Annotated in this window: 19 protein-coding genes; 4 read left to right on the plus strand and 15 right to left on the minus strand. The window is 33.3% G+C overall.

Translation table 11 applies throughout. The features are described 5' to 3' along the window. Window positions 1–584: 584 nt before the first annotated feature. Window positions 585–1400: an alpha/beta hydrolase gene (locus G6042_RS02505; protein WP_169522687.1), complete on the minus strand. Its 816-nt coding sequence runs from the start codon at window positions 1398–1400 to the stop codon at window positions 585–587. Window positions 1401–1647: 247 nt separating this feature from the next. Between G6042_RS02505 and G6042_RS02510 the strand changes: the two genes are divergently transcribed. Beyond that, complete coding sequence (locus G6042_RS02510; protein WP_169522688.1) at window positions 1648–2079, plus strand: Hsp20/alpha crystallin family protein; 432 nt, start codon at window positions 1648–1650, stop codon at window positions 2077–2079. A 104-nt stretch (window positions 2080–2183) separates the two neighbouring features. Next, window positions 2184–2612 carry a hypothetical protein gene (locus tag G6042_RS02515; RefSeq protein ID WP_169522689.1) on the plus strand — a complete coding sequence of 143 codons (429 nt, stop codon included), beginning with the start codon at window positions 2184–2186 and terminating at the stop codon, window positions 2610–2612. A gap of 72 nt (window positions 2613–2684) precedes the next feature. On the opposite strand, the gene G6042_RS02520 is transcribed toward G6042_RS02515, so the two are convergent. From G6042_RS02520 to G6042_RS02550, 7 genes are all read right to left on the minus strand, one after another. Continuing rightward, a complete protein-coding gene (locus G6042_RS02520) occupies window positions 2685–2960 on the minus strand; it encodes an ATP-dependent Clp protease adaptor ClpS (protein ID WP_169522690.1) in 276 nt (91 codons plus the stop codon). Window positions 2961–3002: 42 nt separating this feature from the next. After that, window positions 3003–3836 (minus strand): 50S ribosomal protein L11 methyltransferase, encoded by an 834-nt coding sequence (gene prmA, locus G6042_RS02525; protein WP_169522691.1) that lies wholly within the window; start codon window positions 3834–3836, stop codon window positions 3003–3005. A 64-nt stretch (window positions 3837–3900) separates the two neighbouring features. Further along, on the minus strand, window positions 3901–4368 hold the full coding sequence (locus G6042_RS02530; protein WP_169522692.1) for a hypothetical protein: 468 nt from the start codon (window positions 4366–4368) through the stop codon (window positions 3901–3903). A gap of 91 nt (window positions 4369–4459) precedes the next feature. Further along, window positions 4460–5212: a triose-phosphate isomerase gene (gene tpiA, locus G6042_RS02535; RefSeq protein WP_169522693.1), complete on the minus strand. Its 753-nt coding sequence runs from the start codon at window positions 5210–5212 to the stop codon at window positions 4460–4462. Beyond that, window positions 5212–5712 carry a TlpA family protein disulfide reductase gene (locus G6042_RS02540; protein WP_169522694.1) on the minus strand — a complete coding sequence of 167 codons (501 nt, stop codon included), beginning with the start codon at window positions 5710–5712 and terminating at the stop codon, window positions 5212–5214. The genes tpiA and G6042_RS02540 overlap by 1 nt, the downstream gene beginning before the upstream one ends. 3 nt (window positions 5713–5715) lie before the next feature. Continuing rightward, window positions 5716–6807 carry a MauE/DoxX family redox-associated membrane protein gene (locus G6042_RS02545; protein WP_169522695.1) on the minus strand — a complete coding sequence of 364 codons (1092 nt, stop codon included), beginning with the start codon at window positions 6805–6807 and terminating at the stop codon, window positions 5716–5718. A 10-nt stretch (window positions 6808–6817) separates the two neighbouring features. Further along, on the minus strand, window positions 6818–7366 hold the full coding sequence (locus G6042_RS02550; protein ID WP_169522696.1) for a DUF1599 domain-containing protein: 549 nt from the start codon (window positions 7364–7366) through the stop codon (window positions 6818–6820). A 123-nt stretch (window positions 7367–7489) separates the two neighbouring features. Here G6042_RS02550 and folP point away from each other — a divergent pair, with 123 nt between their 5' ends. Continuing rightward, complete coding sequence (gene folP, locus G6042_RS02555) at window positions 7490–8314, plus strand: dihydropteroate synthase (protein WP_169522697.1); 825 nt, start codon at window positions 7490–7492, stop codon at window positions 8312–8314. Window positions 8315–8316: 2 nt separating this feature from the next. Next, entirely contained in the window at window positions 8317–8952 is a 636-nt protein-coding gene (locus G6042_RS02560; protein ID WP_169522698.1) for a hypothetical protein, read from the plus strand. A 37-nt stretch (window positions 8953–8989) separates the two neighbouring features. On the opposite strand, the gene rlmH is transcribed toward G6042_RS02560, so the two are convergent. From rlmH to G6042_RS02595, 7 genes are all read right to left on the minus strand, one after another. Next, the gene (gene rlmH / locus G6042_RS02565; RefSeq protein ID WP_169522699.1) at window positions 8990–9463 is read right to left on the minus strand and encodes a 23S rRNA (pseudouridine(1915)-N(3))-methyltransferase RlmH; all 474 of its coding nucleotides are present in this window, start codon (window positions 9461–9463) and stop codon (window positions 8990–8992) included. Window positions 9464–9500: 37 nt separating this feature from the next. Continuing rightward, window positions 9501–10559, minus strand: a complete 1059-nt coding sequence (locus G6042_RS02570) for a hypothetical protein (RefSeq protein ID WP_169522700.1) — start codon at window positions 10557–10559, stop codon at window positions 9501–9503. A 2-nt stretch (window positions 10560–10561) separates the two neighbouring features. After that, the gene (locus G6042_RS02575; protein WP_169522701.1) at window positions 10562–11923 is read right to left on the minus strand and encodes a DNA cytosine methyltransferase; all 1362 of its coding nucleotides are present in this window, start codon (window positions 11921–11923) and stop codon (window positions 10562–10564) included. 63 nt (window positions 11924–11986) lie between these two features. After that, on the minus strand, window positions 11987–12730 hold the full coding sequence (locus G6042_RS02580) for a shikimate dehydrogenase family protein (protein WP_169522702.1): 744 nt from the start codon (window positions 12728–12730) through the stop codon (window positions 11987–11989). Next, complete coding sequence (locus G6042_RS02585) at window positions 12727–13131, minus strand: energy transducer TonB (RefSeq protein WP_169522703.1); 405 nt, start codon at window positions 13129–13131, stop codon at window positions 12727–12729. Before G6042_RS02585 ends, G6042_RS02580 begins: the two co-directional genes overlap by 4 nt. Further along, window positions 13131–14525: a tetratricopeptide repeat protein gene (locus tag G6042_RS02590; protein ID WP_169522704.1), complete on the minus strand. Its 1395-nt coding sequence runs from the start codon at window positions 14523–14525 to the stop codon at window positions 13131–13133. Before G6042_RS02590 ends, G6042_RS02585 begins: the two co-directional genes overlap by 1 nt. A gap of 403 nt (window positions 14526–14928) precedes the next feature. Then, on the minus strand, window positions 14929–16125 hold the full coding sequence (locus tag G6042_RS02595) for an aspartate aminotransferase family protein (protein WP_169522705.1): 1197 nt from the start codon (window positions 16123–16125) through the stop codon (window positions 14929–14931). Window positions 16126–16183: the final 58 nt, after the last annotated feature.

A 16183-nucleotide genomic window follows, 5' to 3' on the forward strand; every position in this document is an offset into this window, starting at 1 on the left:
AGTAATTCGTCCTGATGAATTTTTGCACTTGACCTGACAAGTTTAAAAAGCAGTCTGTATAACCTTATCTTCTCTTGAGTAGATTTTGAAACCACAAACCGTCAAGTCGGTATCATATCAGGAAAAAGAATAGAACTCGACGTCACCATGCAACGCAATCAATCCGATAAAAATCAGAGCAATCCGAGGCAAAAACCTTGCGCAAAAACCCCTAAAATCCAAAAACCCAGCAAAATCAACCCTTTGCAGACCAGTTAGACAGGTTTAAGTCTGAATAGTATTGCTACAACGCAGCATAATAGTAGTGTTTATAGGTCTTTTGGAGGTTTTTTGATTTTAAATTGATTGTGATTATGTTGAAAAAGATGGCAATTTGGAGACTTTAATTGCGAATTTGGGGACATTAAATGCGAATTCAACGACCTTAAATGCGAATTCAACGACCTTAAATCTATTCTCTATTTTCTAAATCCTGAATTCTACCTTCCAACTTCCATCTCCAAACTCCCAACTCCCATCTCTCAACCCGAAACCCGCAACCCGAAACCCGCAACATCTTGTCTCTTTCCTCTTGTCTCTTTCCTCTAAATTCCTTCCTTCCCCAAGCACCATTCCAGCGCCTTCACCTTGGTAGCTCTAAAAATAGTAGAATGCTCCTCTTTCGGCTCATCAGAATACTTCCAAACCAAGGTTTTAGGACTTTCTTTCTCCAAAACCTTCGCAAGACTATTCGTGTGAACCGATATATCACCAGCACTAGAACCAGCAAACCATAATCTCTTGTGCTCCGCCGGAAGTTTAGCCAAGCTTTCCTTAGCATTCTTTACCAAATAATGATTGTTCCACCACAGCGATGGATCAAAAGCAATATAAAAGTCAAACAATTCAGGAGTTTGCATAAAAGTCTCCATCACAAACAATCCAGACAACGACTCCCCAATAATCCCTTTTTCCTTAGTCGTTCTATATTTCTTAGTAATTTCAGGAATAAGTTCATCCTTAATAAAGTTTCTAAAATTAGCTGAACCGCCTACAACCGGTGCAATCTCTTTATCTTTAGCCACCACAGTTGGACCACTCAAATCCCTTCTACGAACCGTGTTTTCAATACCAACCAATATAATAGGAGCAATACTTTTAGACTTAATCAATTCCGCAAGCGTATTAGCAATATGAGGAAAATCCTCCTTCACACCACCATCCGCCATATACAATACAGGAAGCGAATCAGTAGAACTAGCATAATCAGCCGGTGTCCAAACATTGATAACACGGGTTTCACCAACATGTTTTGATACCATTTTAAAACTATCATGCACCGGAATAGGATCCTGCGGTTGCGATTTAGAACAAGCCGTCAAAAAGAATAACAACAACAAAGGGAGATAACTAGTTTTCATACTAAAGATTTAAAAGTTCATTCAATCCAAATATAAGTAAAACAAGAAAATAACAAAAGTAAATACAGTATATTCGGTATGCTACTGAAAATTAGTCAGTTAAAACAATGTTAAAACCGCCATTTTTTCATTTTTACTACCAATAAAGCGATGAATTTCCGTCAAAATGACCTAAAAAACACACTGGTACATCCTTTGTTAAAAGCTAAGCATAAGTAAAAAATTGTTTAACATAAATCATAAAGCTATGAACTTAGTAAAAAGAAACACAGTACATCTACCATCTATCATTGATGAATTTCTAAAACCAGATTGGTTTGGCGGAATGCAAAACTATGCACCAAATATTCCAGCCGTAAACATCAAAGAAACCGATACCGCCTTTGGCCTAGAGCTGGCAGCACCAGGAAAAACAAAAGAAGACTTCATCATTGAGATAGACCACAATGTATTAACCATTTCTTCCGAAACCAAAAACGAAACCGAACAAACCGAGAACAACGGTCGCTATACCCGAAGAGAATTCAGCTATACATCCTTCCGCAGAGCATTTACACTACCCGAAACCGTAAATACAGACGCCATCAATGCCGTCTATGAAAACGGAGTACTACTAATAACTTTGCCTAAAAAAGAAGAAGCATTACCAAAACCAAAACGATTGATTGATATTATATAAGTTTAGATTGGGTTACCTAAAACCGCTTCCATAGTGAAGCGGTTTTTTTATACCATTACTATAAAAATAAATATCTTTGACCAAAATAAAACCACAGTCCTACAATGATTATCAATTTAAAAAACGGAATAGACCAACTCCTTTTTGGCATGAAACAAAAAGACGTTGAAGCCCTTTACGGAAAACCCAGCAAGCAGTTTAACGACGACGATGGTAACATTATTTACCTCTACAATGACCAAAAACTCCGTTTAACCTTCTATGAAGACGAAGACTATCGTTTAGGATACATCATTACTTCCAATGCAGAAGCAACCGTTTTAAACCAAACAGTAATAGGGAAGAATATAGAACAAATAAAAGCAGATTTGCCTTTCACCACCTGGGAAGTAGAAGAGTTTGATAGCACAGAAAATCACTTTAATGAAAGCAACTGGCTAATCCTTCAAGCCGAATTCAATACCATCATCCGTGCCGAAGTAGGCGCAATTATCAAAGACAACGACGAATTTGACTGGAAGTTCAAAGGATAAGATTGTAAAAAATAAATTCCAAATTCCATAGCAACCAGCTTGGAATTTGGAATTTATTTTTTGGAATTTAATTTATATGATTTCAGCGCTCAAACCAGCTTCTAAAAGTTGAGTGCATTGAGGTTTTAATTCGTCAAAATGACCAGTTTTTACAGTACATTTCCCTTTATAATGCACGAGTATAGCACATTGTTCCGCCTGTTCAGCAGTATGTTTACAAACCCTGATTAGCGTATCGATAACGTGGTCAAAAGTATTTACATCGTCGTTATACAAAACAATTTCGTTGTTAACTCCCGTTAATTCATCAACTAAAACGTCTTCTTGAACTTTTTCTATCGTACTCATTTTCATCTAATTTATTAAAAATTAATCATTAACCATTAAACTTTAAAAAGTGTATTTCAATGAAACCCAATTGTTTCTTTCAAATTTTTTAACATAAGTCAATCCTTTTTCAGTACATGATGCATCAATAAAAGGAATATCTTCAGTATAAAAACCGCTCAATAACAGAATACCGTTTTTATTTAAACAATCAACATACTGTTGCATGTCGTTCAACAAAATATTTCGGTTGATGTTAGCAATAATCAAGTCATATTTTTTACCTGCTAACAAAGCAGCATCGCCTTCATAAACCGTAATCTCTTTGCAATTATTGCGTTCAGCATTTTCAATAGAGTTGAGGTAACACCAGTTATCAATATCAATAGCATCAATAGGTTTTGCACCTTTCATCTCAGCAAGAATGGCCAAAATAGCGGTTCCACATCCCATATCAAGAGTTTTCATGTTCTTAACATCGGTTTCCAATAAATGTTGTATCATCATGTGCGTAGTTTCATGATGACCAGTGCCAAAACTCATTTTAGGTTCAATAACAATGTCAAACTGAGCATCAGTTTTTGGATGAAATGGTGCACGAACATGGCATTTTCCGTCAACATCAATGGGTTCGAAGTTTTTTTCCCATTCTTCATTCCAATTTACTTGATCGATTTCTTCCATCGTGTAGGTAATAACAAATTCATCAGAGTTTAATATACTGATGTCACTCAAGATATCTTCTGTCCAAAGCTCTTTTTGAATATAAGCACTAAAGCCATCTTCGGTTTCAATGAAACTTTCAAACGGTTTTTCGCCCAATTCGGCAATTAAAATTTCTGAACCAAGTTCTTTGGGTTGAACGCTAAAGTGATATCCTAAATAGATGTTTGACATGATATATTTTTTTTGCAAAGGTAAGTATCAAGCATTCGATTTTGAACTTATTTGCAAAAAAAAATTACTCCACTTTTGTGATAGTCTTCAAGTGAGAGTCAGGAATTTCATCTGGATAAACATTGAAAATCATCAATCTATTGTAGCGTTCATTATCAGCATCATACAAATAGGTTATCGTGTTTTCTTCTGGGTTATAAGTTAATTTGGCTTTGCTAGTTTTTGACTTAAAGAACCATGTTCCTTCTTTTTCGCTTGTTTTTGTATAGCTGTAAATGGAACCATGATGCAATCGAGTTAAACCATTATCAAGCATGCTGATAACAATGTAACCGTTTGTTTTTGAGCCAATTTCACGAATGTCGATGATGGAATGTTCGTATTCAGTTTCTTTTAATTCATATTTTTTTTCAAAAACATCCCAAACATAATATTTACGCGTATCCGATTGAAATCGTTTTTGGTTGTCGATTTGTCCATAAAATTTTACGCTAAGCAATAGCAGAAATAATAGCGTTAATTTTGATTTCATAATTAATTTGTGGATTTTGTGGCAGGTAAAAATAAGCAAAAAACCTTTCAAATTCATGAAAGGTTTCTTAGAGTTCTATTTTTTAGTAGAATTAAATCGCTTCTACAATTTTAGCAAAATCTTCAGCTTTAAGTGCTGCACCACCAATTAATCCACCATCAACATCGGGTTTAGAAAATATTTCGCCAGCATTTTCTGGTTTAACACTTCCACCATATAGTATTGATACGTCTTCAGCAATTGCATTTCCATATCTCTTTCTAACGGTTTCTCTAATGAATTCGTGCATTTCTTGAGCTTGTTCAGGTGAAGCAGTTTCTCCGGTTCCAATGGCCCAAACGGGTTCATATGCTAACACAATTTGTTCCCAATCTTTATTCTCAATATGGAATAATCCGTCGCGAAGTTGGTTTTCTACAACATTAAAGTGTTGGTTGTCTTGTCTATCTTTCAATTCTTCACCAAAACAGAAAATAACAACCATATCGTGTTTTAAAGCTGTCGAAACTTTATTGGCAAGCAAAGCATCAGTTTCGTTAAAATAAGCTCTTCTTTCTGAATGACCAATGATTACCGTGTTTACACCAATACTTTTCAACATATTTGCCGAAATTTCTCCGGTAAATGCGCCAGCTTCTGCCTGATGCATATTTTGAGCTGCAACCGCAATATTAGTAAACTCAAGATGATCAACTGCTGAGGCCAAGTTTACAAAAGTTGGTGCCACAATAATTTGTGCTTCAACATCATTAGGAAGTTTATCAATTAAATCGTTCAATAAATCTTCGGTTTCCTCGGCGTTTTTATGCATTTTCCAGTTGCCGGCAACAATTTTTTTTCTCATTATTTTAGGTTTTTTAAAGTAGTGTTGATAGTTTCAAAATCAGTTTCAATCGCACGATACAGTACAACTTTATTATCTTTATCCAGTATGATATATCTTGGAATCCAATCTAAATTTATAGACTTCCCAAATTCGCCTTTCATTCCGTCTTCTGCCCAATAATGGTCGCCTTTCAATTCGTGTTTTTCAATTCCGGCTTGCCATTTTCCAAATTCTTTATCCATAGAAATGAATACATAATCAACATCAGGATGATTGGCTTGTAATTCTTTGAGTTTTGGCATTGCTTTTACACAATCGCCACACCAAGAAGCCCAAACTTCAATAACGGTGACTTTACCTTCGTGTTTTTTTAGTATTTCACGAAAATTAAGTTGTTTGTTTTCTACTGTTGTCAAGTTTTTTGACAAAGCATCTTTGGTAAATTGCTTATTTTCTTGCGCTTTGGAACAAGAAAAAGAAACAATAGCCAATAAAAGGGTTGAAATGTATTTTTTCATAATTTATTTTTTTAGTTCGCTGTAGGGTTTTGCGATTAGTTTTTCAAAATCATGAACGTCAAATTTGTTGGCGTTAATTCCATCATAATATTTGTATTCATTTCCATTCCAAAGGTATTTAATTCCTGGCGTATCGCGTCCTGAACCTAAAACTTTCCAAAACGGTATTACTTCAATAATTTTATAAGGATATTCAGCTCCAGCTGCTTTAAAAAAGTCGGGTATTAATTCCGCTTCTTCATTCATAAAGATAATTGAAATTTCTGGAAAATTTTTAGTTTTCTTTCTTAAATCGGTTAATTCTTTTGCCGCATCACGACAATGATCACAACCCGGAACAAAAAGAGCAAGTGTTTTTCTTCCATTATCGATAGTCGAGAAATATTGAGCAAATCCAGATTTTTTCTTCGCAGGTTCGTCGATTACTTTTTCAACTTCTTTTTCCACTTTTTTAGTTGCATCTGTTTTGATGGAAGTGGTATCTTTTAGCGTTTCAACAGCAGGAATTGAAGTCATTGTAGTATCAATTACGGGTAAAACCGAGTTGATTTCTGGTTCTACAGTTTCAGCAACAACTGGTTGAATTGGTGCTACCATAAATAAGGCTAAAATGGATGCCAATGTTACCGTTGCTAAAACCCAAAAGTTATGTCCTTTTTCAATAGTTTTTGGCAAAATAATAAACAACCAAACCAATAAAGCCATTGCTAAAACGTTCTTGATTATAGCTTCAATCGGTGTCATTGGTAACAAACTTCCAAAACAACCACAATTACCGGAATTTCCACCATTCATAAACGTTTCAATCGTTAAATGCGTAGTGAAAACGGCTAATAATAAAATCGTTGCCGGAATGACAATTGTTCTCAGAAAGTTTTTTTGAAGTAATAAAAACCCAAGTGCAAATTCAATTCCAATAAGAATTCGGGAAAAATAAGGCGCAAAACCTTCCGAAAATCCCATTGGATATAATTGTTTTACTTCAAATGTTGAAATGGCAAAATAAGCCGATGGATATAATTTTGCTACAGCTGAAAGCAAGAATAAAAATGAAATTACAATTCGAATTCCCCAAGCGATATTGTTTTTTGACATAATTTTTAGTTTAATTTTTTTGTCCAAATCCCATTAAAATCAACGCAAATACTGAATAATTCAGCATATCTTGATAATTAGCATCAATGCCTTCAGATACTAAAGTTTTTCCTTTGTTGTCTTCAATTTGCTTCACGCGAAGTAGTTTTTGTAAAATCAAATCGGTTAACGAACTCACGCGCATTTCGCGCCAAGCTTCGCCATAATCGTGATTTTTAGCTTCCATTAATGCTTTGGTTAATGCTACTTTTTCGTCATAAAGTTGTGTAGCTTTTTCAACGTCCAAATCAGGTTGTTCAACAACGCCAAGTTCCAATTGAATTAACGCCATGATGGAATAATTGATAATCCCGATGAATTCGCCAGTTTCGTCTTCGTCAACTTTACGAACTTCGTTTTGCTGTAAACTTCTAATACGTTGTGCTTTGATAAATATTTGGTCGGTTAATGATGGCAATCTTAATATTCGCCAAGCACTTCCATAATCTTTCATTTTATTGATGTAAAGTTGTCGGCAAATAGCGATAACTTTGTCATATTCTTGAGAAGTAGTACTCATTTCGATGTATCTTTGTGTCAAATTTTTTGCTTTGTTGGTTCAACCCAAAAGGTCTAGCGTCAAAAGTAAAGAATAAAGATTGAAGTTCAAAGTACTAAATCTTATAACTATCTTAAAATAGAAATGACTATCAATTGTAAAGGAAATTTAATCGATTTAACTTCGCCCAAAGTAATGGGAATTCTCAATATTACGCCAAATTCATTTTTTGACGGCGGAAAATATTCCGATGAAAATTCCATTTTGCAACAAGTGGAGAAAATGCTGATTGACGGCGCAACGTTTATTGATGTTGGAGCATATTCCAGTAAACCCAATGCCGAATTTGTTTCTGAAAATGAAGAAATTAGTCGATTAATTCCTGTTATCGAATTAATTTTGAAAAATTTCCCTGAAACGTTGATTTCTGTAGATACTTTTCGAGCTACTGTGGCAAAAAAAGCCATTGAAAACGGCGCTTGTATTATTAATGATATTTCTGCCGGAAGTTTGGATGAAGATATGATGCAAACCCTTGCCAAACTTCAAGTTCCGTATATTATGATGCATATGAAAGGCAATCCGCAAACGATGCAAAGTTTGGCTCAATATGAAAATATAGTCAAAGAAATGTTGTTTTATTTTTCAGAAAAAGTAGTGCAGGCAAGAAGTTTAGGGATAAATGATTTAATCATCGATCCAGGATTTGGATTTGCTAAAACATTAGAACAAAATTTTGAAGTAATGAACAAGTTAGAATTATTTCAAATGCTTGAATTGCCTTTACTTGTAGGTGTTTCCAGAAAATCGATGATATACAAAACACTTGAAACTTCGGCTGAATTTGCTTTGAACGGAACAACTGTTTTAAATACCATTGCGTTACAAAAAGGAGCAAAAATCCTCAGAGTTCACGATGTAAAAGAAGCAATGGAATGTGTGAAATTGTGCAATAGTTTAATTGGTTAAATATGAAAAAAATAGTAATTGCTTTGTTGTTAATTTCGTTGTTTTCTTGCGGGAAAAAAGAAATCCAATTGCCTCAATTGAATGAAACGGTTGTGGCTGATGTCAAAGATCATTCACCGATTTTTATGTTTTTTGAAACTAATGGAAAAGATACTTTGATTGATGTAAACCGAAGTAATTCTATTAGTTCGACAAATTGGTTGTTTAATATCGACAAGCGATTGCCGTTGAAATTGGTTATTCCTGAAATTCAAAAACTGCAAGCCAAAAAAGAGAAAAGTTCACATAAAAAAGAAGGTACTGAAAACTATTTTACCTATATGGATAAAAAGAAGAAGACGTTGGCTTTTTTACCACTAGTTGATGTTGAATATGTTTTTGATAAAGCAACATTGGGATTGAATACACTTTATTTTAAAGCAGACGGGAAGATTTTTTTTAACAATCAACAATTATCAGAACAAGAGTTAGAGCAATATTTTAATAATTTGAAAGTTGAAAGAGAAAGTGAAATTTTTATTGGTTATGATAAAAATTTGAGTTTTGAAAACTATTTAAAATATAGGTTGAAGACTAAAAAAATAGTGATAACTAAATTAGGCTTGACTATTAATTATACCAAAGAGTTTGTGTATTGAATTTGAAAACTTTGAACTTGAAACTCGAAACTTTCAACTATTGATGATGATATGGTTCATTTCGTAAAATTGTAAATCCGCGATATAATTGTTCAATAAAAAATAACCGAACCATTTGATGTGAAAAAGTCATTTCAGAAAGCGAAACTTTTCCTTGTGCTTTTTTGTAAACTTCCTCGCTAAAACCATATGGTCCGCCAATGACAAAAACCAAAGTTTTTACACCAGAATTCATTTTCTTTTGTAGATAATCCGCAAATTTCATGCTCGAGAAAGTACTTCCGTTTTCGTCTAACAAAATCAATTGATCAGTAGGAGTGAGTTTGGCTAAAATCAATTCGCCTTCTTTTTCTTTCTGTTGGCTTTCGGATAAATTCTTTACGTTTTTAATATCCGGAATGATTTCTAAATCAAACTTGATGTAAAAAGACAAACGTTTGGTATAATCGTCAATTAAGGTTTGTAACGATTTGTTGTCGGTTTTTCCAATGGCGATTAGTTTGATGTTCATGGTTTGGATACTATCTTTTTTACTGATATCATTTCAGCTATCTCAAAGAAAGTTCTGTTAATATTTGTTTGATGTCCAAATGCTTTGTATCTTGAATTTTCTTTGCATGTTCAGAAACTAAATCTATCCAATCAAAAAATTTTGTTTTTTCAGTCGTTTTAGTTTCCCAATATTCCGAAAGTTCAAACGCTGATGTTTGTAAAATTGTTTCAATGATATTTGGAATATTGTTAAACAAGTTCAAAAATATCCTAGAAACTTTTGGATAAACTCTCGTATTAAATGAAAAATCATTCGTGCCTCCTGCCGTAAATGGATCTCTTGTGTTAGGACAAACTATATTATGTTTTGAAACTAACCAAAATGCAAACCTATTGAATTTGTCCTGTGTCTTTCCAAATATTTCTGGAAAAAAAATCATTCCTAAAACTAATAAATTATCTCTTTCCTTTTTACTAATATTATTCCAAAAGCGAAGTTTTAACCCTCCAACATCTGTTTGATTATCCATCCACCAAAGTTCTTCGCCTGGTTTTAGTTTACTTCTATAATAATCAACAATTGGTTTGATTGGACTTTCTTTTTTTCGTAAGGTGTCATAAGGCATATTTATTTTGTCAAAAATGGTTTTGCCATGTTCCAAATTCATATCTATCAAATATCGTGGTGAATGTGTAACTACAACTTCTGATAAGACTTCTTCATATGGACGACAACGAAATTCTATCGGACTCGCAAGTTTTGCGAACAACATATAAATTCGTTCGACATTATCAACTCTTGTGCTTTCCAATACACTATTTCCTGTTGTTTTCCAATGGTTTTGTGTGGTTGTTTTTACTTCAATTCCGTAATATTTTTTCGCAATAATATCTGGAAATTTTTGTCCGCCAATTAATTCTATTGAGTTTTCAAATATGGTTCCAACAGCTAAATCTGTCATCACATCTCTTACGTAAGGCTCAAGATTTCTTCCTAAAAGTGTTGCAACTTTCTTTGTTGATTTTTTTGCGTGAATATTCAGCTCGTCAATGGTCGAACCAAGTAACAAATCAAATTCACTTCTATTTGGATCTGAATTTACTGAAATTATCATTCTTATTTCTTAAAATATAAGTCCCAAACATCTTCAATTCTCTTGGCTAAATTGTAAGCCAAAAGTGGTGGAACTGCGTTACCAATAATTTTATACGCTTGTGATGGACTAACTAAATATGAACCTTTTCTACCATTTTTATTCTCGATAACGAAATCATAATCTGGCGGAAATGTTTGGATTAATGCACATTCTCTTGGTGTTAATCTTCTTTCGGTTAATCCATTGTTTAATTCCTTTTCTATTTTTCCACCATTTACAGAAGAAAGTCTTCTAAATTCAATATTTCCGTGATGTTCAGAACGAATTGTTGGTGCAATTCCTTCTAATTTTATTTCAGTTTGTCCTTGACAATGTTTTCCCATAAACTTTGCTTTTGAATAAAATTTTTGGGATAAATCTTCTGTATTTTCAGGTTCTTCCAAATTTTTAAATAAATCTTTTAACTGAACGAAATGTTTCAAATTTTCACCTTCTACCGTATAAGAATGCGTTGGATTTGGATAAGGATTGTATTGCTCTGAAATCGTTTCTTTTTCTAATTCTGCCAAAGCCGATTTTTTCAAAGCCGATTTTTTGATACCAATAAAAATTACTCTTTCTCTTGATTGTGGAACGCCAAAATCTGCCGAATGTAAAACTTGCGGATCAAGTACAATGTAACCGTTTCCGTTAGCTGATGAAAAGTCATTTTGAATAATTGATTTTACATCACCAAGATTTACCAAACCTTTTACATTTTCTGCAATGAAAATTTTCGGCTGTGTAATTTCAATCACTTCTTTCATCCACATATAAAGCTGTCCGCGAGTTTCAATGGATGCCGTCTTGTTTTCGATAAGTTCACCTTTGTGATTTTTGTGTGAATTAAAACCGTTTCGTTTTCCTGCTATACTAAAATCTTGGCAAGGAAATCCACCTGTTACAACATCTACTTCTTTGGGGAAAACATTCAAGCCATTGTGATACATTTTTACTAAATCAACAATACTTTCCTTGTGAAAATCCTCTACATTGTGTCCGCGTTTTGAAAAATAGTTAACCCAAGCATTTCTTGCATCAGTCAAAATATCGTTAGCAAAAACGGTTTTGAATTTTGTTTTTTTGAGTTGAACAAATCCATTTTTAAATTTCTTGTCAATGAAATTTGGTGTTAAAATTTCGTTGATTGACTGTTGTAAAACAGAAAATCCACCCTCAAAACCTAAGTCCATTCCACCACAACCCGAAAAGAGAGAAAGTACATTTAATATTTCTTTTTTTTCTCTTTTATTTGGTTTAATAGATGACTTTGAAAAATAAGAGATCTCCAATTGAGGTTCTTCAACTACGCTTATTTGAGTATCTATAGCTTCTATTCGCATAGCATTTATTAATTATTTTGTATAAAGAAATTTTTTGAATATAAATATACAAATTTATGTTTATTAAAATTTTTTATTCCAAATCTTCCAGGCTTTTTCTGCTTGAAAAACCAACATTTCATAACCGTTTTTAGTTATTGCGCCTTTCTTTTTAGCTTTTTTCAAGAATTGTGTTTCCTCCGGATTGTATATTAAATCGAAAGCGATGTGTTTTTCGGTGAAAAATTGATATGGTAAAAGTGGAAAATCTTTAATATTTGGGCTTGTTCCCAATGGTGTGCAATTGATAATAATGTGATAATTATCAAATGTTGTAGCGTTAATTCGGTTGTAATCAATCATGCCTTCTTTTTCTTCGCGAGAGACAAAGGTGTAAAGAATTCCAAGTTCATTCAAGGCAAAAGCTACGGCTTTCGCTGCGCCACCAGTTCCAAGGATTAATGCTTTTTTATGATGCGATTGCAATAATGGTTGTAATGATTTTTTAAAACCATAATAATCGGAATTGTAACCTTTTAAAGTTCCTTTTTTTGTAAAACGAATAACATTTACGGCACCGATTTGTGCTGCTTTTTTTGATAATTTGTTCAGGTACGGAATGATTTCTTCTTTATACGGAATGGTTACATTCAATCCTTTTAACTCAGGATTATCCGTTATCAGTTTTGGAAAATCTTCAATGGATTGCAAATCGAAATTCTCATAAACATAACCGTCAAGATTTCCTAAAGCAAATTTTTCGGTGAAATGCTTTTTAGAAAACGAATAGGAAATGTTTTTGCCAATTAAACCATATTGATTTCTCATTCTAAATTTCTTAAATGTATGGGAATTGTATATGAAGATCTGACAGCTTTGTTTTTAATCTTTCCTGCTTTCCATCCTTTGATGTTTTTTATAACTCTAATTGCTTCTTCACCTGAACCAAATCCACAATCTCGGATAGATTTTAAATTACTGATTGTTCCATTCTTTTCAATTGTAAAAGAAATTGCAATAAAACATGTTGTTATATTGTTTTTTTCTAACGCTTTAGGATTTTTGTAATTGCGATAAATTTCAGCATAAAGCAATTCGTTTCCTTTTATATAGTCAGCATTTTCGTCTAACTCGTTTTGGTTGTAAATTTTATCCTTGCTGGTATTTTCTTTTTTGTTTTGACCAAATGTTGTAGAAAATACTAAAAGCAAAAAAATGAATTTGTTCATTATTTAGTGTGTTTCGCAATATATTCCTGAACCGATGGTTTTTCCCAAATGGTTGGAAACATTTCTTTTAATAAAGTCTGATGTTTTGCGTTCAATCGTAATCCGTTGCTAAGGTGGAAATTTCCTTTTTCGGTTTCGTTTAATAACAAATGCAATCCAGCCAAACGGTATTCGATTTCGGCTTCTTCAGGAAAATATTCCGCCGATTGAATAAGTGTTAAAATAGCATTATTGTATTCGCCCATTTGATGCATCATATCAGCCCAAAATAACCATGTGTCCAATTGATAATCGCCAAATTCAACGGCTTTTCGGTATCCAAATTCGGCTTCTTCAAAATTACCCATTGCTTTGTTGATGGTTCCAAAACGTTTCCAATACAAACGATTTTGGTCATCAATTGCCAAAGCTTTGTTTACATAATACAACGCTTTTTGGAAGTTTTTTTGACGAACATAAAAATCGGTTATAGCAATCCAGCCTTTGTCTAAAAGTGGATCTTCGTGAACCGTTTTGTTGAAATATTTTAAAGCTTCCACTTTGTTGCCTAACTTCTCATAACATTTTCCTATGCGAAGTAAAGCATACGAAGTAGGATCATCTAATTCGATAGTTCTTTCATAGCTTTCGATGGCTTCGTCATATCTTTTTAAACGTTCCAATGCTTTTCCTTTTTCCATAAAAGCACCGATAAATTCTTCATCGATATAGGTTGAAAATTCAAAAGCACGAACGGCATTTTCATAATCTTTTAGTCCATAATATAAACGTCCAGATTGATGCCAAGCGATTTCACTGTATGGATTTCTGTCAATATAGGTTTTTAGATATTCAATCGCTTCAAGGTTTTGGTCTAAAAATTCAAAGCAATACACAACATTATATAACGCCGATTGGTCTTCAATATCCTCTTCTAAACAGTTAATAAAACTTTGTTTTGCTTGTTCCAGATTGTCCATAAAAAGATATTCCATCCCGATTAAATTGTACACATCAGCATAATCATCAGTATATTTTAAAGCAATGTTTAGGTATTCAACAGCTTTTTCGTGTTGATCTCTTTTGGAATAGATATTGGCTTTTTGGATAAAAATTTCTTCATTAGTAGGTTCGATAGCATAAAGTTCGTTTAATAACTTTTCTGCTTGATCTAATTTATCATCATACACCAGCATTTCTACTTGAACTAATTTTAATCCGGTAGATTTTGGATGTTGTTCCAGTCCTAACTTTAACGCTTTTTTGGCTAAAGTAGCTTTGCCCATATCGAGATAATGCAGGATGATTTCCTCGAATTCCTCTGAATCGAAAAAGAATACTTTGTTGGTTTTCAACATCGATTCAAACTTCGATAAGGATAAGTTGTAGTCTTCTTCGTCGTGATCCAAGTGCATAATGATAGGTGTTAAAATTATCCTTAATAAAATTAGAGAAATGTGGTCTTTTTTTGATTGAACAACATTATTGTTGTAAACAATTTAATTAACAATTTTTTAAATTTTGGTTTATCCTTGAGAACAGCTGTAACAAACAATATTGCAAAATTTAAACCAAAAAAATAGAAATGTGACAAAATATAAAATCAAAATTGCGATACTGACAAATTGATGTCTTTTTGAAATTTTGTAAATCAATAAAACAAATGCTAAAATTGATAACACAAAAAATAATATTGTCAAAAAATCATTTGTTACTGAATGACTATCTGCTGATTTTTGAGCAAATGGTAACAAAAAATATATGGTAAAAACAATAAATAGTAATAAGCAAAATAACTGTAATATATATTTAATGTATTTACTCATCTATGGTATCATTCATTACTTCGTCCATTGCTTCCAGAATGATTGCACAACCTTCTTTGATTTCTTCTTCGGAAATTGTTAGCGGTGGCGTAATTCTTATGGCACATCCTTCAAAGAGCAACCAAAATAAAATCAATCCTTTATCTTGGCATTTTAAAATCACTTGATTGGTAATTTCGGCGTTTTTGGTCATTGCGGCAAGCATTAACCCTTTTCCTCTAATTTCTTCTATCAAAGGATGTACCAAAAGTGTTCTAAATAACTTTTCTTTTACTAAAGATTGTGTTGTATAGTCTTTTTCTAAGACTTCTTGTAAGGTTGCAAGGCTTGCTGCCGCTATGACAGGATGTCCGCCAAAAGTGGTGATGTGTCCGAGTTTTGGATCGTGAGTTAACAAATCCATATACTTTTCGTTGGCAATAAATCCGCCAACAGGCATTCCGCCAGCCATTCCTTTTCCAATAATAACAACATCGGGAACGACATTGTAGTTTTCGTAACCAAATAGTTTTCCTGTTCTGCCAAATCCGGGTTGGATTTCGTCAATAATCATCAGTGCGCCAACTTCTTCACAACGTTTTTTTACTTTTGCCAAAAAATCATTTTTAGGTTCGATAAAACCTGCGCCACCTTGAATACTTTCGAGAATAATTCCGGCGGTTTTGGTTGTGATTTTTTCTAAATCGGCTTCGTTATTAAAAGTGATAAAATCAACATCGGGAATCAATGGACGAAAAACTTGTTTGCGTTCTTCAAAACCCATAACGCTCATCGAACCCATTGTGTTTCCGTGATAGGCATTGTGACAAGAAATTAATTGACTTCTTCCAGTAACACGACGAACGAGTTTTAATGCACCTTCGCAAGCTTCGGTTCCTGAGTTTACCAGATAGACTTTGTTTAAACTTGGATGTAAATTTTGAACCAATAATTTGCAATATTCCACCGCCGGATGTTGTGCATATTCGCCATAAACCATCACATGAGAATATTTGTTTAACTGATCGATAATAGCTTGATTTACTCGCGGATGTTGATGTCCGAGTGAACAAGCAGAAACTCCAGCAACAAAATCTAGATATTTTTTATTATTTGAATCGTAAATATAGGAACCAACAGCATATGAAACTTCCATTCCTAATGGATAAGGAGAAGTTTGTGCTTGGTATTTTAAGAAATCTTGTTTCATAACTAAAAATATACTCTGCGAAGACACTTCTTCCGAAAATTCGGGATGCGCTCAGTGT

Source organism: Flavobacterium solisilvae (assembly GCF_012911605.1).
Classification (GTDB): Bacteria; Bacteroidota; Bacteroidia; order Flavobacteriales; family Flavobacteriaceae; genus Flavobacterium; species Flavobacterium solisilvae.